Source organism: Halomonas alkaliantarctica, assembly GCF_029854215.1.
Lineage (GTDB): Bacteria > Pseudomonadota > Gammaproteobacteria > Pseudomonadales > Halomonadaceae > Vreelandella > Vreelandella alkaliantarctica_A.
Map to the genome: position 1 here is coordinate 2,593,957 of NZ_CP122961.1, position 20,096 is coordinate 2,614,052.

At 53.5% G+C, this 20,096-nt stretch carries 12 protein-coding genes and 3 rRNA genes; 2 read left to right on the plus strand and 13 right to left on the minus strand.

Features of this window, described 5'->3' with window-relative positions:
- The 8 genes from rlmM to QEN58_RS11950 all read right to left on the minus strand — a co-directional run bounded on the left by rlmM (position 1) and on the right by QEN58_RS11950 (position 11,994).
- Complete coding sequence (gene rlmM / locus QEN58_RS11915) at positions 1 to 1,071, minus strand: 23S rRNA (cytidine(2498)-2'-O)-methyltransferase RlmM (protein WP_280103872.1); 1,071 nt, start codon at positions 1,069 to 1,071, stop codon at positions 1 to 3.
- A gap of 141 nt (positions 1,072 to 1,212) precedes the next feature.
- A 5S ribosomal RNA gene (gene rrf / locus QEN58_RS11920) occupies positions 1,213 to 1,328 on the minus strand.
- A gap of 151 nt (positions 1,329 to 1,479) precedes the next feature.
- Positions 1,480 to 4,372 (minus strand): 23S ribosomal RNA (locus QEN58_RS11925).
- A 247-nt stretch (positions 4,373 to 4,619) separates the two neighbouring features.
- Positions 4,620 to 6,152: ribosomal RNA gene (locus QEN58_RS11930) — 16S ribosomal RNA — on the minus strand.
- Together the 16S, 23S and 5S rRNA genes form the textbook arrangement of a ribosomal RNA operon.
- A gap of 543 nt (positions 6,153 to 6,695) precedes the next feature.
- A complete protein-coding gene (locus QEN58_RS11935; RefSeq protein WP_280103873.1) occupies positions 6,696 to 8,501 on the minus strand; it encodes an acyl-CoA dehydrogenase C-terminal domain-containing protein in 1,806 nt (601 codons plus the stop codon).
- A gap of 243 nt (positions 8,502 to 8,744) precedes the next feature.
- On the minus strand, positions 8,745 to 9,512 hold the full coding sequence (locus QEN58_RS11940) for an SDR family NAD(P)-dependent oxidoreductase (RefSeq protein WP_280103874.1): 768 nt from the start codon (positions 9,510 to 9,512) through the stop codon (positions 8,745 to 8,747).
- A gap of 52 nt (positions 9,513 to 9,564) precedes the next feature.
- Positions 9,565 to 11,235, minus strand: a complete 1,671-nt coding sequence (locus QEN58_RS11945; protein ID WP_280103875.1) for an AMP-binding protein — start codon at positions 11,233 to 11,235, stop codon at positions 9,565 to 9,567.
- A gap of 189 nt (positions 11,236 to 11,424) precedes the next feature.
- The gene (locus QEN58_RS11950; RefSeq protein ID WP_280103876.1) at positions 11,425 to 11,994 is read right to left on the minus strand and encodes a TetR/AcrR family transcriptional regulator; all 570 of its coding nucleotides are present in this window, start codon (positions 11,992 to 11,994) and stop codon (positions 11,425 to 11,427) included.
- A 126-nt stretch (positions 11,995 to 12,120) separates the two neighbouring features.
- Between QEN58_RS11950 and QEN58_RS11955 the strand changes: the two genes are divergently transcribed.
- A complete protein-coding gene (locus tag QEN58_RS11955) occupies positions 12,121 to 13,308 on the plus strand; it encodes an acetyl-CoA C-acyltransferase (RefSeq protein ID WP_280103877.1) in 1,188 nt (395 codons plus the stop codon).
- Between the two features lie 90 nt (positions 13,309 to 13,398).
- Here the strand turns inward: QEN58_RS11955 and QEN58_RS11960 are convergent, their stop codons facing one another.
- The gene (locus QEN58_RS11960; protein ID WP_280103878.1) at positions 13,399 to 15,099 is read right to left on the minus strand and encodes a methyl-accepting chemotaxis protein; all 1,701 of its coding nucleotides are present in this window, start codon (positions 15,097 to 15,099) and stop codon (positions 13,399 to 13,401) included.
- A 24-nt stretch (positions 15,100 to 15,123) separates the two neighbouring features.
- Positions 15,124 to 15,537, minus strand: a complete 414-nt coding sequence (locus QEN58_RS11965; protein WP_280103879.1) for an arsenate reductase ArsC — start codon at positions 15,535 to 15,537, stop codon at positions 15,124 to 15,126.
- Positions 15,538 to 15,734: 197 nt separating this feature from the next.
- Here QEN58_RS11965 and arsB point away from each other — a divergent pair, with 197 nt between their 5' ends.
- Positions 15,735 to 16,805, plus strand: coding sequence for an ACR3 family arsenite efflux transporter (gene arsB / locus QEN58_RS11970; protein WP_280103880.1), 1,071 nt, complete (start codon positions 15,735 to 15,737; stop codon positions 16,803 to 16,805).
- A 3-nt stretch (positions 16,806 to 16,808) separates the two neighbouring features.
- On the opposite strand, the gene arsJ is transcribed toward arsB, so the two are convergent.
- The 3 genes from arsJ to pstB form a co-directional block, all read right to left on the minus strand.
- Positions 16,809 to 18,032, minus strand: a complete 1,224-nt coding sequence (arsJ, locus tag QEN58_RS11975; protein ID WP_280106933.1) for an organoarsenical effux MFS transporter ArsJ — start codon at positions 18,030 to 18,032, stop codon at positions 16,809 to 16,811.
- 4 nt (positions 18,033 to 18,036) lie between these two features.
- Positions 18,037 to 19,068, minus strand: a complete 1,032-nt coding sequence (locus QEN58_RS11980; RefSeq protein ID WP_280103881.1) for an ArsJ-associated glyceraldehyde-3-phosphate dehydrogenase — start codon at positions 19,066 to 19,068, stop codon at positions 18,037 to 18,039.
- A 179-nt stretch (positions 19,069 to 19,247) separates the two neighbouring features.
- Positions 19,248 to 20,087, minus strand: a complete 840-nt coding sequence (gene pstB / locus QEN58_RS11985) for a phosphate ABC transporter ATP-binding protein PstB (RefSeq protein ID WP_280103882.1) — start codon at positions 20,085 to 20,087, stop codon at positions 19,248 to 19,250.
- Between the last annotated feature and the right edge of the window lie 9 nt (positions 20,088 to 20,096).

Below are 20,096 nucleotides of genomic sequence, written 5' to 3' on the forward strand. Positions count from 1 at the left end.
TTAATCCCTTAGCCTTACATGCACCGTTACCTCTTCACGATCATGGTAGAGGTGACGGCATGATACGCTTGCATGCACGCCCGCTTTTTCCAGCGACTCTTCCAATGCCATCAGGCAACGTTTTACCTCATCCCAGCGCTTTTTCATGGGCAACTTGAGGTTGAAGATCGCCTCCTTGCACCATTTCCGAATAAGCCACCGCTCCACCATGGCTAGCACTCGCACTGGTTTATCAACAATATCGCAGACCAGCCAGTCTAGGCGCTGTGGTGGCTCCCAGGTAAAACCATCCTCTTTGAGATGATCAATCTGCCCCGTTTTCATCAACTGTGATTCCATCGGGCCATTATCAATGGCATATACGTACATGCCCCGCTGAACCAACTGCCATGTCCAACCACCTGGGGCAGCGCCTAAGTCAGCTGCCTGCATATGCGGTGCTAGCCGCACTTCCCACTCATCCCTAGGAATAAACTCGTGCCACGCCTCTTCCAACTTCAGCGTTGAGCGGCTGGGCGCACGGGAAGGAAAGCGCAGCCGACGAATACCATTAATCAAATCGCTACGATTGCCTGGGAAGCTCATCGCCAACTGCACTTGATCACCGTCAGTCCAGAAAATATGTAGGCGTCGTGCGCCCGCGCTGCGCCTTAACGCACCACGTTTTTTCAGCATACTTTCCAGCGGTTTGGTAAGCGCCTTAATCAGCCCGGCCAGCGCTTTGCCATCGTTGGTATCCGGCGTTTCATGCCAAATCTCTTCAAAGCTCCAGCGACTGGCTTTGACCTGTTCCAAGATCGCGGTAAGACGGTCGTCACGTGAAAGAGTAAGCGCAGGCAAGGCCGCTAAGCTCTGCCGCGCGAAAATCAGCTTATTAAACGCTGCCTGACGGTGTAAATCATTCACCGCTTCGCCATCGACACGCGTTAAGCTTACCCACCCTTCCCCATAAGATGATTCACAGGCAATGCCCTGCAATGCTGCGTGATGCTGTAGCTCTGCCAGCGCATCACTCTCAAACCCAGGACGGCAGTAAACTAACCATGACGTAGGTACCGTTTCACTCACCACTTCACCTCGATTCCGCCCATCACAAACGATGAGGGCTGACTAATTAATTGGGGCGCATCATAGCATTTATCCAGCACTATTTATTTTCTTCCACACAAACAAAAAACCCAGCCGGGTGGCTGGGTTCTTCGTTGAATAAGTGCCTGACGATGACCTACTCTCGCATGGGGAGACCCCACACTACCATCGGCGCTAAGCGGTTTCACTTCTGAGTTCGGCAAGGGATCAGGTGGTTCACGCGTGCTATGGTCGTCAGGCGTAACTGGCTATGTACATCATGCTGACTGTTTTTAACTCAATTGTGTGCGTCTTATCGCCTGCCGCCCTTACGTTATGTCGTTTGGGCCACACGCTGCGTATCCGGCATTCATCAACGTCATCATCACGACCAGACCCCTTGGGTGTTATAGGGTCAAGCCTCACGGGCCATTAGTACACGTTAGCTCAACGCCTTGCAGCGCTTCCACACCGTGCCTATCAACCAGCTGGTCTCGCTGGGCCCTTCAGGAGGCTCTAGGCCTCAGGGATGTCTCATCTTGAAGGGGGCTTCCCGCTTAGATGCTTTCAGCGGTTATCCCGTCCGACCATAGCTACCCGGCAATGCCACTGGCGTGACAACCGGAACACCAGAGGGTCGTCCACTCCGGTCCTCTCGTACTAGGAGCAGCCCTTCTCAAACATCCAACGCCCACGGCAGATAGGGACCGAACTGTCTCACGACGTTCTAAACCCAGCTCGCGTACCACTTTAAATGGCGAACAGCCATACCCTTGGGACCGACTTCAGCCCCAGGATGTGATGAGCCGACATCGAGGTGCCAAACACCGCCGTCGATGTGAACTCTTGGGCGGTATCAGCCTGTTATCCCCGGAGTACCTTTTATCCGTTGAGCGATGGCCCTTCCATACAGAACCACCGGATCACTAGAACCTGCTTTCGCACCTGCTCGACGTGTCTGTCTCGCAGTCAAGCACCCTTATGCTCTTGCACTCAATGCACGATGTCCGACCGTGCTGAGGGTACCTTCGTGCTCCTCCGTTACTCTTTAGGAGGAGACCGCCCCAGTCAAACTACCCACCACACACTGTCCTCGATCCGGATAACGGACCTGAGTGAGAACGCCAATGATGCCAGGCTGGTATTTCAAGGTTGGCTCCGCCCGAACTGGCGTCCGAGTTTCAAAGCCTCCCAGCTATCCTACACAGGCAACATCAGCGTCCAGTGTGAAGCTATAGTAAAGGTTCACGGGGTCTTTCCGTCTAGCCGCGGGTACACCGCATCTTCACGGCGATTTCAATTTCACTGAGTCTCGGGTGGAGACAGCGTGGCCATCATTACGCCATTCGTGCAGGTCGGAACTTACCCGACAAGGAATTTCGCTACCTTAGGACCGTTATAGTTACGGCCGCCGTTTACCGGGGCTTCAATCAAGAGCTTCGCCTTGCGGCTAACACCATCATTTAACCTTCCGGCACCGGGCAGGCGTCACACCCTATACGTCCGCTTGCGCGTTAGCAGAGTGCTGTGTTTTTAATAAACAGTTGCAGCCACCTGGTATCTTCGACCGGTTCGGGCTTAGAGAGCAAGTCTCATCACCCTACGCCGGCGTGCCTTCTCCCGAAGTTACGGCACCATTTTGCCTAGTTCCTTCACCCGAGTTCTCTCAAGCGCCTTGGGATTCTCACCCTGACCACCTGTGTCGGTTTGGGGTACGGTCGCACATGATCTGAAGCTTAGAGGCTTTTCCTGGAAGCGTGGCATCAGTGACTTCCTGACCGTGGTCAGTTCGTTTCGTGTCTCGGCCTTAAAGGATCCCGGATTTACCTAAGATCCCAGCCTACTCACTTTCACCAGGACTACCAACGCCTGGCTCACCTAGCCTTCTTCGTCCCCCCATCGCAACCATGTCCGGTACGGGAATATTGACCCGTTTCCCATCGACTACGCCTTTCGGCCTCGCCTTAGGGGCCGACTCACTCTGCTCCGATTAGCGTCGAACAGAAACCCTTGGTCTTCCGGCGAGGGAGTTTTTCACTCCCTTTATCGTTACTCATGTCAGCATTCGCACTCGTGATACCTCCAGCAGACTTCTCAATCCACCTTCATTGGCGTACACGACGCTCCTCTACCGCTCATCCTAAAAGGATGAACCCGTAGCTTCGGTACCTGGTTTAGCCCCGTTACATCTTCCGCGCAGGCCGACTCGACTAGTGAGCTATTACGCTTTCTTTAAAGGATGGCTGCTTCTAAGCCAACCTCCTAGCTGTCTAAGCCTTCCCACATCGTTTCCCACTTAACCAGGATTTCGGGACCTTAGCTGACGGTCTGGGTTGTTTCCCTTTTCACGACGGACGTTAGCACCCGCCGTGTGTCTCCCACGCGTTACTCACCGGTATTCGGAGTTTGCCTCGGGTTGGTAAGTCGGGATGACCCCCTAGCCGAAACAGTGCTCTACCCCCGGCGGTACTACGTGAGGCGCTACCTAAATAGCTTTCGAGGAGAACCAGCTATCTCCGAGCTTGATTAGCCTTTCACTCCGATCCACAAGTCATCCAAATCTTTTTCAACAGATCCTGGTTCGGGCCTCCAGTTGATGTTACTCAACCTTCACCCTGCTCATGGATAGATCGCTCGGTTTCGGGTCTATATCCAGCGACTGTGTCGCCCAGTTAAGACTCGGTTTCCCTACGGCTCCCCTATACGGTTAACCTCGCCACTGAATATAAGTCGCTGACCCATTATACAAAAGGTACGCAGTCACAGAACAAGTCTGCTCCTACTGCTTGTACGCACACGGTTTCAGGATCTATTTCACTCCCCTCTCCGGGGTTCTTTTCGCCTTTCCCTCACGGTACTGGTTCACTATCGGTCAGTCAGGAGTATTTAGCCTTGGAGGATGGTCCCCCCGTCTTCAGTCAAGGTTTCTCGTGCCCCGACCTACTCGATTTCACATGATCAGATTTTCGACTACGGGGCTATCACCCGCTACGGCCAGACTTCCCAATCTGTTCGCCTAATCATTCACATGCTTAAGGGCTGGTCCCCGTTCGCTCGCCGCTACTAGGGGAATCTCGGTTGATTTCTTTTCCTCAGGGTACTTAGATGTTTCAGTTCCCCTGGTTCGCCTCTTACACCTATGTATTCAGTGTAAGATACTGACCTTATGGTCAGTGGGTTTCCCCATTCAGAAATGTCCGGGTCACAGGTTGTTGCCACCTCACCGAACCTTATCGCAGGCTACCACGTCTTTCATCGCCTCTGACTGCCTAGGCATCCACCGTGTGCGCTTAATTGCTTGACCCTATAACCCGAAGGAGTCTGGATATCGCAATAATCACGTTTCAATTTGCCGGATACGCTGACGCGTATCACAATTTAAGACCACTTCTTGCGAAGTGTTCTTGTCAGCATGATATACATTGTTAAAGAGCGACTGCTATAAGCAGTGATAAGGCAACGCCGCAGGCGCTTGGCTTATCACTGCTCATATCACAGCTATCTGATCAGGTAATTCATTGTGGACGCTTACTAACGCGTGACGCATCGTTTAAGGAGGTGATCCAGCCGCAGGTTCCCCTACGGCTACCTTGTTACGACTTCACCCCAGTCATGAACCACACCGTGGTGATCGCCCTCTTGCGTTAGGCTAACCACTTCTGGTGCAGTCCACTCCCATGGTGTGACGGGCGGTGTGTACAAGGCCCGGGAACGTATTCACCGTGACATTCTGATTCACGATTACTAGCGATTCCGACTTCACGGAGTCGAGTTGCAGACTCCGATCCGGACTGAGACCGGCTTTAAGGGATTCGCTGACTCTCGCGAGCTCGCAGCCCTTTGTACCGGCCATTGTAGCACGTGTGTAGCCCTACCCGTAAGGGCCATGATGACTTGACGTCGTCCCCACCTTCCTCCGGTTTGTCACCGGCAGTCTCCTTAGAGTTCCCGACATTACTCGCTGGCAAATAAGGACAAGGGTTGCGCTCGTTACGGGACTTAACCCAACATTTCACAACACGAGCTGACGACAGCCATGCAGCACCTGTCTTACAGTTCCCGAAGGCACACCAGAATCTCTTCCGGCTTCTGTAGATGTCAAGGGTAGGTAAGGTTCTTCGCGTTGCATCGAATTAAACCACATGCTCCACCGCTTGTGCGGGCCCCCGTCAATTCATTTGAGTTTTAACCTTGCGGCCGTACTCCCCAGGCGGTCGACTTATCGCGTTAACTTCGCCACAAAGTGCTCTAGGCACCCAACGGCTGGTCGACATCGTTTACGGCGTGGACTACCAGGGTATCTAATCCTGTTTGCTACCCACGCTTTCGCACCTCAGTGTCAGTGTCAGTCCAGAAGGCCGCCTTCGCCACTGGTATTCCTCCCGATCTCTACGCATTTCACCGCTACACCGGGAATTCTACCTTCCTCTCCTGCACTCTAGCCTGACAGTTCCGGATGCCGTTCCCAGGTTGAGCCCGGGGCTTTCACAACCGGCTTATCAAGCCACCTACGCGCGCTTTACGCCCAGTAATTCCGATTAACGCTTGCACCCTCCGTATTACCGCGGCTGCTGGCACGGAGTTAGCCGGTGCTTCTTCTGCGAGTGATGTCTTTCCTGGCGGGTATTAACCACCAGGCGTTCTTCCTCGCTGAAAGTGCTTTACAACCCGAGGGCCTTCTTCACACACGCGGCATGGCTGGATCAGGGTTGCCCCCATTGTCCAATATTCCCCACTGCTGCCTCCCGTAGGAGTTCGGGCCGTGTCTCAGTCCCGATGTGGCTGATCATCCTCTCAGACCAGCTACGGATCGTTGCCTTGGTGAGCCTTTACCTCACCAACTAGCTAATCCGACATAGGCTCATCCAATAGCGGGAGCCGAAGCCCCCTTTCTCCCGTAGGACGTATGCGGTATTAGCCTGGGTTTCCCCAGGTTATCCCCCACTACCGGGCAGATTCCTATGCATTACTCACCCGTCCGCCGCTCGTCAGCATCTAGCAAGCTAGATCTGTTACCGCTCGACTTGCATGTGTTAGGCCTGCCGCCAGCGTTCAATCTGAGCCATGATCAAACTCTTCAGTTTAAGATCTATGTGATCCTTACATGTCACCCGAAGGCAACAAAAGCGGATCAAACTTGGCTCAAGGTTCAAACGAATTCATTCAAAACAGATCCCAAAGGACGAATCCTTCAAAACCTTATTGCTTGAGTCGCTTGCCTTGATATTAGGTGATTTGTCACCAACATCAGCAAGCGCCCACATGAATTACCTGATCAAATTGTTAAAGAGCTGTTTCGCTGGATAGTTACTGTGAAAGTAACCGGCTTGCCGTTGACTTGGCTTGCCGCCGCGAGGAAGGCGTATTCTACGCAGTTCCAGGTGGTTGTCAATATGCGATTTTAAAACCCGCTAACTCGTTGACAAACCAAGGCTTTTACACCTCATACACCGCTGGTAACGCTAGGCGTCCCCGGCAGCGGATGCGTACTTTAAGGCCTCACTATCAAGATAGCAAGTAAAAGAAGTTATTGCGTATAAAAAAGCAGCAGAAGGTTGCCCTTCTGCCGCAAACCACCGATCAGAACGCCTGACCAGAGAGTGCTCTTTTAGCATCTTAGCCGTTAATTAGATTTCAAAACCCAAGCCGAAGTCTTCGCTGGAGATAGCCATTAGGCTGGAAGCGCCTGATTGAATCATTTGTGCATGGGCCTTGGTGCGCGGTAATAGTCGCTGGTAATAGAAGCGAGCCGTATTCAATTTAGCGGCATAGAAGGCCTTATCGTCACCTTCTAAAGAGGCCGACGCCTGTTTGGCCGCGCGGGCAAATAGGTACGCCAGCGTGACGTAGCCCGAGTACATAAGGTAATCAACACTCGCCGCGCCTACTTCTTCGCGGTCTTGCATTGCTTTCATGCCCACCCCCATGGTCAGCTCACCCCACTCTGCATTGAGCTTAGCCAGCGGCCCGACAAACTCTTTGAGAGCGGGATTGTCGGCTTCAGTTTTACAGAACTTATGAATCTCTTTGGTGAATACCTTCAGCGATTCACCCTGACTCATGAGTACTTTACGGCCCAGCAGATCAAGCGCCTGGATACCGGTAGTACCTTCATACAAACGGGTGATACGCGCATCGCGCACCAATTGCTCCATGCCCCACTCTTTAATGAAGCCATGACCGCCGTAGATCTGTACGCCCTCGTTAGTACTTTCAAAACCAACTTCGGTCAGGAAAGCCTTAACAATCGGCGTTAGCAAACCAAGTAGAGTTTCAGCGTGGTCCCGTTCTTCACCCGGCTCACCATGCTCCACCACATCGAGCATTTGCGCGGTGTAAAGCACCAGCATACGACCACCTTCGGCGAAAGCTTTCTGGGTTAGCAGCATGCGGCGAACATCGGGGTGAACGATGATCGGATCAGCGGGCTTTTCAGGCGCCTGCTTGCCCGATAATCCACGCATCTGTAACCGGTCACGGGCATAGCTCAATGAATTCTGAAAACTGGCTTCAATCAAACCCAGACCTTGAATGCCCACCCCGAGACGCGCTGCGTTCATCATGGTGAACATGCACGCCAGCCCTTTATTGGGTGGCCCTACCAGGTAGCCAGTTGCACCATCGAAGTTCATCACGCAGGTGGCATTACCATGAATGCCCATCTTGTGCTCGAGCGAACCGCAGGTGACACCATTACGCTCACCCACATCACCCTGGGCATCGGGCAAGAACTTGGGCACTACAAATAGCGAGATACCTTTGGAGCCTTCCGGTGCGCCGGGCAGTTTTGCCAATACCAAATGGACGATATTTTCAGCCAGGTTGTGCTCACCGGCCGAAATAAAAATTTTGGTACCGGTAATCGCATAGGCATCACCGTCAGCGGGCACTGCTCGCGTCTTGATCAAGCCTAGGTCAGTACCGCAGTGCGGCTCGGTTAGGCACATAGTGCCCGTCCATACCCCTTCAACCAGCTTGGTGAGATACGTCGCCTTCTGCTCATCGGTACCATGATGGCGCAGTGCATCCGCCGCACCATGAGAGAGCCCCGGGTACATGCCCCACGCCAAGTTAGTGGCACAGATCATTTCCGACAGCAGCATCGCCAATGAAGGCGGCAGACCTTGCCCACCATGAGCAGGATCGGCGGCCAGACTCGGCCAACCACCCTCTACATACTGCTGGTATGCCTCTTTGAAACCGTTAGGCGCTTTGACCTCGCCCCCTTCCAGCAAACAACCCTCTTCATCGCCACTCTGATTGATCGGTAGCAATACGTCGCGGGCGAAGCGCGCACCCTCTTCCAAAATAGCGCTGACCACATCTGGCGACGCATCGTCACCATTTGGCAGACGCGCGTAGTGAGCGGGGTAGTCAAGCATCTCGTCCATAACGAAACGCATATCACGAATAGGGGCCTGATAGCTGGGCATCGCACTTCTCCTAAAAAGGGGGGTTGAGAGCCGATCAGTACATTTGAGCTCACGACTTTCAAACACATGTTTGAAAATTAGCGCGGGCGCCTTCCAGAGTCAAGCGGGCGTTTGAATTTAGCCTGAAAACACACTAGAACTTTGGTCGCCCAATACATAAACTCATGGTGCAAATAATAAAAAAACTCGCCAACCAAAAGCTGACGAGTCGTTTTATTTCTCTTTTACCCACTTGCGATCGGCTTACTGCATACGAATGCCGCCGTCTAAACGGATCAGCTCACCATTGAGCATAGGATTGGTAATAATCTGCTCGGCTAATTGAGCAAACTCATCCGGCTTACCTAAACGCTTAGGAAATGGCACCGCTGCCGCTAGCGCCTGGGCAGCCTCGTCGGGAATTTCGCTCATCATCGGCGTTTCAAACACACCAGGGGCGATGGCCATTACCCGGATAGCGTGCCGCGACAATTCCCGAGCCGCAGGTAACGTCATACCCACGACGCCAGCTTTAGAAGCGCTATAAGCGCACTGACCAACCTGCCCATCGAAAGCAGCAATGGACGCGGTATTAATAATTACTCCGCGCTCACCACTCTCATTAGGCGCGTTTTTAGCCATCGCGGCAGCCGCAAGGCGCATAACGTTAAAGGTGCCTACGAGGTTAATGTTGATCGTTTTCATATAGCTTTCGAGATCAGCCGGGTTGCCTTCGCGATCAACAAGCTTGGCTACGCTAACCACCCCCGCGCAATGAACCACGCCGGAAAGCCCACGTTCGCCACCCAGCGCTACGGCCGCATCTACAGCCTGCTGCATCTGTTCGCCTAAAGTAATATCCGCCAGAATGGCACGCGCATTTGCCCCCAACTGCTGGGCGTGGGAATTGACACTGTCATTTAAGTCGCATAACACGACGCGGGCACCTGCAGCGACCAAGCGCTCTGCGGTAGCCGCCCCCAATCCCGAAGCGGCCCCGGTAATTAAAAATGTACTCTCCTTAACCTGCATCTCCGTATTCCCTATGCTTGTTATGTACGGTTGCCATATATAGTCGATTGATTTATTCGCTAGCTTTGGCTTCTTCTACCGCCTGGGCACGCAGTTTAAAGCGCTGAATCTTACCGCTAGGGGTTTTAGGCAACTCATCGACAAACTCAATAATGCGCGGAAAAGCGTGAGTCGAAAGCCGATCGCGCACTCGCTGTTTGATTTCATCAGCAAGCTCATCGCTTGCCTCATAGCCTTCGCGTAGCACGATATACGACTTGATCACCTCGCCGCGAATCTCATCAGGCTGCCCCACTGCCGCTGACTCGGCGACCGCAGGATGCGTCATCACGCTATTTTCTACGTCCGTAGGTCCCACCCGGTAACCCGCCGTGGTAATAATGTCGTCGTCACGCCCGGCAAATTGAAAGGTGCCGTCTTCATTGCGGATAACCACATCGCCAGTCAGGTAATAGCCCTCTACAAAGGGGTTCTTCTCTTGCCAGGTGTAGCCCTGGAAAAAGTGCGCAGGTGAATTCTTGATATCGACGGCAAGGACACCAGGCTCCCCGGCAGGCAGCTCGCGATACTCGGCATCCAAAATCGCCAAGCGATAACCCGGCATCGGCACGCCCATTGCACCCACATGCTTTAGATGGTCAAGCGAATGGTGGTTATTGCACGTCATGCCGGTTTCCGTCTGGCCGTAGTGATCCATGACCGGACAGCCCAGCGACTTCTCCACCCAGGTCACCACTTCAGTATTTAAAGGTTCGCCCGCCGAGCTCGCCGCACGTAGCTCTAGCGTTTCATGAGCGTCATCAAATAGCCCTGATGCTTTCATTAACCGGTAAGCGGTCGGCGCGGCAGCAAAATTAGTAATATGGTGGCGCTTCATAAACGCCAGCGCCCCCTCGGCGCTAAATCCTGCTTCGCAGAAATGCGTCGTTACGCCGAGCAGTAAAGGCCCGGCAATCGCATAATAGAGACCATAGGCCCAGCCGGGGTCGGCCATATTCCAGAAGCGGTCATCGTCACGCAGATCAATGGCCAGCTCCATATAGATCGCAAAAGCAGTCATGCCCGCCAGTGGCACGGCAACGCCTTTCGGTTTGCCTACGGTGCCAGAGGTGAACATTTGCAGAAATGGCGCTTCAGGCGCGAGTCTCGGCGGCTGATCGCTCATTGACGTATGCGTCAATGCAGCTTGCCAATCATGATCACCTGAGTGCTCGCTGGTCGCCCCACCCGCAGCCAGTACCGGCGGGCATTGGCTAAGACCATCGAATTTATAGCGATTAGCGTGATCGGTTATCACCAACTTGGTGCCTGCGCGCCCTAGTCGATAGTCCACCGCATCGGGGCCGAAGGCGGTAAACAGCGGCTGATAAACCGCGCCAATACGCCATGTTGCTAAGACCGCAACCAATAGCTGTGGTGACCGTGGCAGCATGCAGGCGATGCGGTCGCCTATACCCAACCCCTGAGACTGAAACCACCCTGCCAGCTTGGCGCTCTGCTCGTCTAGCTCGGCGTAGGTCAGGGTATGCAAATCACCTTGAGAATCCTCTTGAACCAGCGCTAGCACATCGCCGCGTCCAGCGCGCACATGACGCCCACAGCATGCCTCAAAGGCATTTAGCAGGCCGTCCTGGTGGTCATCCAGGCGAGCGATAACGCTATCCACGGAAAAGTTATCGAGATAGTGGTGATAGTCGGGCAGTGAATGTGATGTCGCTGTCATGATGGCTCTCTTGTGTTATTGGAAATGAGCTCGTAGTGAGAATGGGCACAAGCAATATTGTTATATTTATCCGTTGACGTTAACGTAAGCTTAAAGATAATAGCAACGCTAAAAGTAAACGGCACAGAGAGCAAGCACTGTTCTAAGTTGTAGCGTTAGACGTTGGTCGAGACAAACGTCATCAAAGCATCAAACCGAGGTAGGCATAATCATGGCGACCAGCTCGTCAGCGAGGTCATCAGGCGAGCGTGGCCCGTTGGGGTCGTACCAGCGCACCGTCCAGTTCAGCGCGCCCAACACAAAGCGCGAGACAAGAAAGCGATCGCCATGGATCAAGCCTGCTTCCAAAGCATCGTCGATAACAGCAACCCACAGCGCCTCATAAGCATCGCGTAAATGGCTTAAATGAGCACTGGCCGCCGGGTCGAGTCGGCGCCACTCAAACAATGCCACCACATGGGCATTGCGGTCAGTAAAGAGGGTTTCGAGATGGGCACGCGCCATGGTCCGCAGGCGTACTTCAGGCTCAGCGGCGCACTCATTCAGCGCTTTACGCGCGATCATCAAGGCATTTTGCGTGCCCTCTTCAATGACCGCGGCGAGGATTTCCTGCTTATCTTTAAAATGATGAAACAAGCTGCCGGACTTAATACCCATTTCCTGCGCCAGCATACGCACCGTTGTGCGATCAAAGCCCTCTTGGACGAATAGCTGAGCCGCGAGGCTCGTCAATTCCTTGCGGCGAGGGGAAGCATTCATTACATTCATGTCATTTACACTAGCGCTTGCTTGGTTACTCTGGAGAGAACCACAGCACCGTCTACGGGTCAACGTATCAACCACCACTTGGCATGATAATCACAATAATTCTGAAGGAGATTGGTCATGAGTAACCCCACCGATGTTGTATTTCTCGCTGCCAAACGCACGCCGATGGGCGGCATGATGGGCAGCCTGGCGAACATGACAGCGCCACAGCTTGGCGCCATCGCTATCAAAGCGGCCATTGAGGAGGCCGGAATCGATCCTGCGGCCATCAGCGAAGGCATTATGGGCTGTGTACTCCCCGCCGGTGTTAAGCAGGGCCCAGCGCGGCAAGCGATGCGACAAGCTGGCATTCCTGATGCCAATGGCGCCACCACCATAAACAAGCTGTGCGGCTCGGGCATGAAAGCAGCGATGCTTGCCCACGATTTAATCAAAGCGGGCAGTGGTGATATTTTGCTGGCTGGCGGCATGGAGTCCATGTCTAACGCCCCACACGTGCTGACTAAGGCACGCGGTGGCTACCGACTGGGGCACGGCGAGCTTAAAGACCACATGTTTCTAGATGGGCTGGAAGACGCCGAAACGGGCAAATTAATGGGCGTGTTTGCCCAGGATGTAGCTACTGAGCGCGGTTACACACGCGAGCGCCTGGATGATTTTGCTATTGCCTCCCTTGAGCGCGCCATGGCCGCCACCAACTCCGGCCACCTAAGCGCAGAGATGGCACCGGTGATGGTCACCTCTCGTCAAGGAGAAACCCTTGTCGAACACGATGAGCAGCCCTTCCAGGCTAAGCTCGATAAAATCCGCCAGCTGCGCCCCGCCTTTGCCAAAGACGGTACGATTACCGCCGCTAACGCCAGCTCAATTTCCGACGGCGCTTCGGCACTTATCTTGGCGAGTCAGGAAGCTGCGGATCAGCAAGGTATTAAGCCGCTAGCGCGTATGCTAGGCCACACGACTCATTCGCGACACCCTAGCGAATTCACCATCGCGCCTGTGGGTGCAATTGAAAAGCTGATGAAAAAGCTAGATTGGGGCGTTAATGACGTTGATCTGTTTGAAATCAACGAAGCCTTTGCGGTGGTCACACTCATGGCCATGGATGACTTGGGTCTTCCCCATGACAAGGTCAATGTGTTTGGCGGTGCCTGCGCCCAAGGCCACCCGATAGGCTCTACCGGCTCGCGCATCATCGCCACGCTCATTCATGCGCTGCGCACTAAAGGTGGCAAGCGCGGCATTGCTAGCTTATGCATTGGCGGTGGCGAAGCAACCGCCGTCGCCGTCGAGCTAATCGATTAGTCCGCGATTTTCTAGGCTAATTTCATAGGGTTAACCCACTGCGCTTAACGCCCTGGCAGATTTCCACCAGGGCGTTTTGCCAACTCGTAATTACGGCGATGAGGCGGCCAGCAACCGGGCTTTATGATCATCCTGCTGGGGGCGTGCTATCACTGGTCCATCTTGGCTCATTTGCTCCCATCCGGGATATTCGGGGTCATTACCATTGGCATGTCGGCCTGCCTCAGCGACTTCCTCTACAACACTAAATTGTCCTGCATATTCGCGCATCTGCAAGGCTTCTTGGGATAACACCTCTGCGCTCTGGGCCGCCTGATTGACTAAGCGCATAGTATCTTGGGTGGTGGTATCGATTTGGATGACCGCTTGGTTAACCTCTTCAATGCCCCGCCGCTGCTCCTCAGAAGCATGGGTGATTTGCGTCATCAGCGTATTCACATTACTGGCTGCTTGCATAATCGCCCGAGTATGCTCACCCGCTTGCTGAGACAGTACGCTACCTTGCTGGACACTCGCACTCGACGCTTCAATACGCGTCCGAATTTCGCTTGCAGCATTGGCACTGCGCGTTGCCAGTGCACGCACCTCGTTAGCGACCACCGCGAATCCACGCCCATGTTCACCGGCACGCGCCGCTTCAACCGATGCATTGAGCGCTAATATATTGGTTTGAAAAGCAATGCTTTCAATCATTCGAATGATGCTTTGAATCTCTTCGGAGTGATTATTTATCGCTTCCATGGTGGCGATAAACTGGATAATCACCTCGTCACCCTGCTGCGCTTTATGGGACACATCCGCCGTGGACTGATTAACATGCGCAGCACTTTCAGCATTTTGATTCACCGTGGCGGTTAGCTGTTCCAAGCTCGCCGCCATTTGCTGCAAGGCTGATACTTGAGTGTCGGTTTGGCTCGCCAAAAGCTGGTTCTGCTCGGTCATCTCCTGACTATTGCTATACACCTGCTGGCTGCTCGCATTAAGTCGATTAACCGTGGTCGTCAAAGAGTGCTGCATCTTATCCAGTTCACTAAATAGCTGACCAATTTCATTTGATGAGTGCGCCGTTACCGGCGATGACAAGTCACCTTTAGCAATGCGCTGGAAATGCCCAGTGATCGTCTTCAATGGTCGAAGCACATTTTTACGCACGCCCCATACCACGACTGTCACTACCAACAGCGCAGCACAAAGCGCTGCAATCACACCCCAAAAAAGTAGTGAGGAGACCTGTTCAAAGCGCATAAGTAAGGCGTTACCCCGCTGAACGGAAGCGTCAAAAAAAGCCTCGGCGCTTGCTACAAAGTGCTGGCTGCTATCATCCACTCGCGACTCACCCGAAAAAAAACCAGACACGTCGCGCTCTTCAAGCATCATCATTTGAAGGTTGAGATTATTGTTAACAAATGATTGAAAGTTTGACGCTAACTGGTCAACAACCGCCTGCTGATCTTGATCAAAGTCGCTGGCTGTAAATTGATTGAAATTCTCGGTCGCCGCGTCAAGCAAACGGTGGGCTTCTTCTATCAGAGGATCAGGTCGATCGAACGACGGAGTACGAATTAACTCAGCCGCCCGATTCATCTGAATACGCGCGCGCAACAGCTGGGAGTAGGCGCTATCCAGGTTGCTAATTTGCGCCATATCCCGTTCATGAAGCGATGTAAATGCTTCACGACCAAAATGGTTGGCGAACAAACCCAGTGCGCCAATGACAACCACCAGGCCGCTAAAGGCCATTAATACGAGCGTCCAACTCGCCTTGACGCTTAAGTTATTAATCCATTTCATCTCGACCCGCCCCTTTCAGTAAGATTAATCAGACTTGTGAAGGGGCAGCCATAGCTGCAGGCGCCGACGAATCTCTAATAACGCCTGCTCATACGCATCTGACTTACCGATCAAGCGAGGATCACGAATATCCCAGGACAGCACTTCGCCCGCCCCCCCTTGCCAATCGCGGCAGGCTTGCTGGGCTTTGTCGCATAGCACAACGACAAAATCGAAATTGTCGCTTTCAAACTCATCCAACGACTTACTGCGCAGGCCCTCGGTGGGAAGTCCGTGTTTGCGCAACGCTTCAAGCGTCAATGAATGGGGTTCATCCGGCTCAGAACCGGCGCTGAACGCTTCAAAACGATCACCTGCCAAATGGCGAAGCAGCGCCTCTCCCATCAGAGATCTTGCAGAGTTAGCATTGCAGAGGAACAACACGCGGCGCTTCGTCATAAATAAACAGCCTCTTATGTAGTTAGTGGCTGTCACTCTACGCCGGGTTCATGACGGCAATATTGCAAACATAAAGCAGCGCTAGAAATATACGAAAAAACACATATGATAGAGAGATCGACTTAAATTGACTCGAATAGAGCGCTGCAGAACTCTCCAAGCGCGTTAACCAGCGCGCCATCTAATAGGAGCCTTACATGCCAGCACTACATGACAACACCTCGCCCTCCACCGCCGAAGGCATGGGCGTGTTTGAACGCTACCTTACGCTATGGGTAGCACTCGCTATTGTGGTGGGTATCTTAGTTGGCCAATTTATCCCAGCGGTACCGGAAACGCTTTCACGCTTTGAAGTGGCGCAGGTGTCGATTCCAGTGGCGGTACTCATTTGGGCAATGATTTTTCCCATGATGGCGCAAATTGACTTCACCTCGCTGCTGGGCGTGCGTCGTCAGCCAAAAGGTTTGATCATCACTACATCGGTGAACTGGTTGATTAAACCCTTCACTATGTTCGCCATCTCCTGGCTATTTCTGATGGTGATATTTCGGCCGTTTATTCCCGCCGAGTTAGCCAGTCAGTATCTAGCAGGGGCGATTCTACTGGGCGCCGCGCCATGCACCGCCATGGTGTTCGTGTGGAGCTACCTGACCCGCGGCGATGCCGCCTACACCCTGGTGCAAGTGGCACTCAACGACCTGATTATGCTGTTTGCCTTTGCCCCTATCGTGGTCTTCCTACTGGGCATTTCCAATATTCAGGTGCCGTGGGACACGGTCGCCCTGTCAGTGGTGCTGTACATTGTGATACCCCTGTCGGCGGGTTATATCACGCGGCAAAGCTTGATTAAAAAGCACAGCAACGAGTGGTACGACAACGTGTTTATAAAGCGGGTTGGCCCAATAACCCCGATTGGCTTGATCATTACCCTGGTACTGCTATTCGCCTTCCAAGGCGAGGTCATTCTCAATAATCCGCTGCATATCATATTGATCGCGATACCGCTGATTATTCAAACGTTTCTAATCTTTTTTATTGCCTATGGTTGGGCTAAAGCCTGGCGATTGCCGCATAACATTGCTGCTCCAGGGGCAATGATCGGCGCCAGCAACTTCTTTGAACTGGCGGTGGCAGCGGCTATCGCGCTATTTGGCTTACAGTCGGGCGCTGCGCTAGCCACTGTTGTCGGCGTATTGGTCGAAGTACCGCTAATGCTCGCGCTGGTCAGAATTGCCAATAAAACTCGCCATCATTTTCCTGTTAACTAGTGGCTATTTGCTTATTAAATCACTACCCCGCGGCAACGCCAGCGCCATCAATGCACTGGCAGCCACTAAGGCCGCTGATACCCACAGGCAGGCGCTCAGCCCGTATGCCATATACAGCCAGCCTGACAGTAGCGTACCCACTAAACGCCCCATGGCATTGGCCATGTAGTAAAAACCAACATCCATAGAGGCGCCGTCGGCGCGGGCATAATGCACAATCAAATAGCTGTGCCAGCTGGAGTTAATGGCAAACAACACTCCAAAGGCGAGCAGCCCGACGACTAACCAGCCTACTTGCGCCAAGGGCAGCATTGCCAACACAATCGCCAGCACTGCCAGCGCCGCCGCCCAGCCAGCGGTGAGTGCCCATGCATCGCCTTTGATCAGCCGGGTTAACTTGGGCGCCTGGGTTTGAACCCCGCCGTAGCCGATGACCCATATCGCAAGGAGCCCGCCCACAGTCCAGTGCGACCAGCCATGCTGATCGTATAAAAACACCGGCAGTGCCACCACAAACCACACATCCCGCGCCGCAAACAGGCAAAAGCGCGCCGCGGAGAGCACGTTAATAGCGCGTGATTTTGAGAAGATTTCGGAGAACTTGGGCTTCACTTTCCGGCGGCCTAAATCCGCCTTGAGCCGCAGTAGTGAAAGCAGCAACACGCCGCCCAACATCACCGCCATCACCAATACGGCCGCCTGGAAGCCAATCAACGTTAGCAGCAACCCACCAACAAAAAAGCCTACCCCCTTTAACGCGTTTTTAGAGCCGGTCAGCATCGCCACCCAACGGTAGAGCGAGCTATTGGCGTTAACGCTCTCTTTGGGCACCAGCACCTTAACAGCGCTTTTAGCGCTCATTTTGTTGAGGTCTTTGGCAATCCCCGATAGCGCCTGAGCGGCCATGACCCAAGCGACAGTGAGCAGGCTAGCGGGCACCATCAGCATGGCGAGGGCAAAAATTTGCAGCCCAAGGCCCACATTCATGGTGCGGTTGAGCCCCAACCGCGCGCCCAGCCAGCCGCCTACCACGTTAGTCACCACGCCAAAGGCTTCGTAAAACAGAAACAGCATGGCGATTTCTAACGGCGAGTAGCCAAGCTGGTGGAAGTGCATGACCACCAGCATGCGCAGCGCGCCGTCGGTGACCGTGAACGCCCAGTAGTTACCGGTAATCAGCATATATTGGCGCACCTCGAAAGGTAGCGCATTTACCCTTTGCAGCATCGATTCAGCCACGATCGACCTGCCCACTGCCTACCATCAGGGCCAACTCGACCGTGCGGTTGGCGTAGCCCCACTCGTTGTCATACCAGGCGTAGAGCTTTAGCTGAGTGCCGTTGATCACCATGGTGGAGAGCGCATCAATAATCGAGCTGCGCGGGTCGGTGCGGTAATCAATCGACACCAGCGGGCGCACTTCATAGCCCAAAATACCGGCAAGCTCGCCATCGGCAGCGGCTTTAAGCGCCTGATTGACCTCTTCGACACTCACTTCACGCTCAAGCTCGAACACCATATCCGTGAGTGAAGCATTCGCCAGCGGCACGCGAATCGCATGGCCATTCAACTTGCCTTCTAACTCTGGGAAAATCGCGGTGATCGCTTTGGCCGAACCGGTCGTGGTGGGAATCAGGCTCATGCCGCAGGCACGCGCGCGGCGCAGGTCTTTGTGTGGAGCATCTAAAATGGTTTGGGTATTGGTGATGTCGTGAACCGTGGTCATCGAGCCGTGGCGAATACCAAAGGTTTCCTGGATAACTTTGACCACCGGTGCTAGGCAGTTAGTGGTGCAACTGGCAGCGGTGACGATCTTATGTTGAGCAGAATCGTAAAGATGGTCGTTCACCCCCACCACCACATTAAGCACGCTCGCCTCTTTCATCGGCGCACTCACCACCACACGGTCGACGCCTTGATCAAGATACGCCTGGAGCTGATCCGTGGTTTTCATAACGCCCGAGCACTCAATCACTATATCGCAGTTCGACCAGTCGCTATCGGCAAGCGCCTTATTAGCGCTAAAGGCGACAGCTTTACCGTCGATAACAATAACGTTATCAGTTGCCGAGATGCCCTTCCCTGGTGCCCAGTGCCCGTGTACCGAATCAAACTCCAGCAGGTGGCCAAAAGTAGCCGCATCGCCACCGGGGTCATTGATACGAATCAGCTCAACGTCACCCGCTGCCACCTTTGCCCACAAACTGCGCAGTGCCAAGCGCCCAATACGTCCAAAACCGTTGATACCGATACGTAATGCCACGGGAGCCTCCTAAGCTTGCGGTTTTTCAAAGCTATATGTTTTCAAAGCTATAAATTTGCAAACGACCTGTTTAAAAAGCATAACGATCATATACGATAAAGCATATATAAAAGCTGAAAAAAAGGTTCATAAATGAACAAGCCCACCGATTGACGATGAGCTTGCTTGGTAAGCGTTAATTAGCCATAACGACCCGAGATATAGTCTTCGGTCTTCTTCTGCGCCGGGGTTGAGAACATCACTTTAGTGTCGTTGTACTCAATGATTTCCCCCAGGTGGAAGAACGCCGTGTAATCCGCCACTCGCGCCGCCTGCTGCATATTGTGCGTCACGGTGATGATGGTGAACTGCTCTTTAAGTTTGTCCATCAAATCTTCGATGGTGGCGGTCGAAATGGGGTCTAGCGCTGAGGTTGGCTCATCCATCAGGATGACATCAGGCTGTACCGCAATAGCACGGGCAATGCACAGCCGCTGCTGCTGACCACCAGAGAGAGAGGTGCCTGGCTCCTGTAGCTTATCTTTGACTTCGTTCCACAGACCGGCGCTACGCAATGCATTTTCAACCAACTCATCCTGCTCTGCTTTACGGCTGACCAAATCGTGCATACGTGGCGCGTAGGCGACATTTTCATAGATCGACTTAGGAAAGGGGTTCGGCTTTTGGAATACCATGCCTACCCGACGACGCAGCGCCACTTCATCCATTTTAGGCGCATTAACGTCTAGCCCGTCCATCTCAACCAGCCCTTCGGTACGTACACTTGGAATCAAGTCATTCATACGATTCAAGCAGCGTAAGAAGGTCGACTTACCACACCCGGAAGGGCCAATTAGCGCCGTCACATTTTTCTGGAACAGATCAATATTAAGGTTATTCAACGCTTGGTTTTTGCCATACCACAGGTTCAAATCTCGCACTCGGATACTCAAATCGTGGCAGGCCTGATCGTTACGGGTGTAGGGCTGCCCAACCGCAGGTGCATGCTGGTCGTTCATTACAGGTGCTCGGCTATTCATAGTCATGTC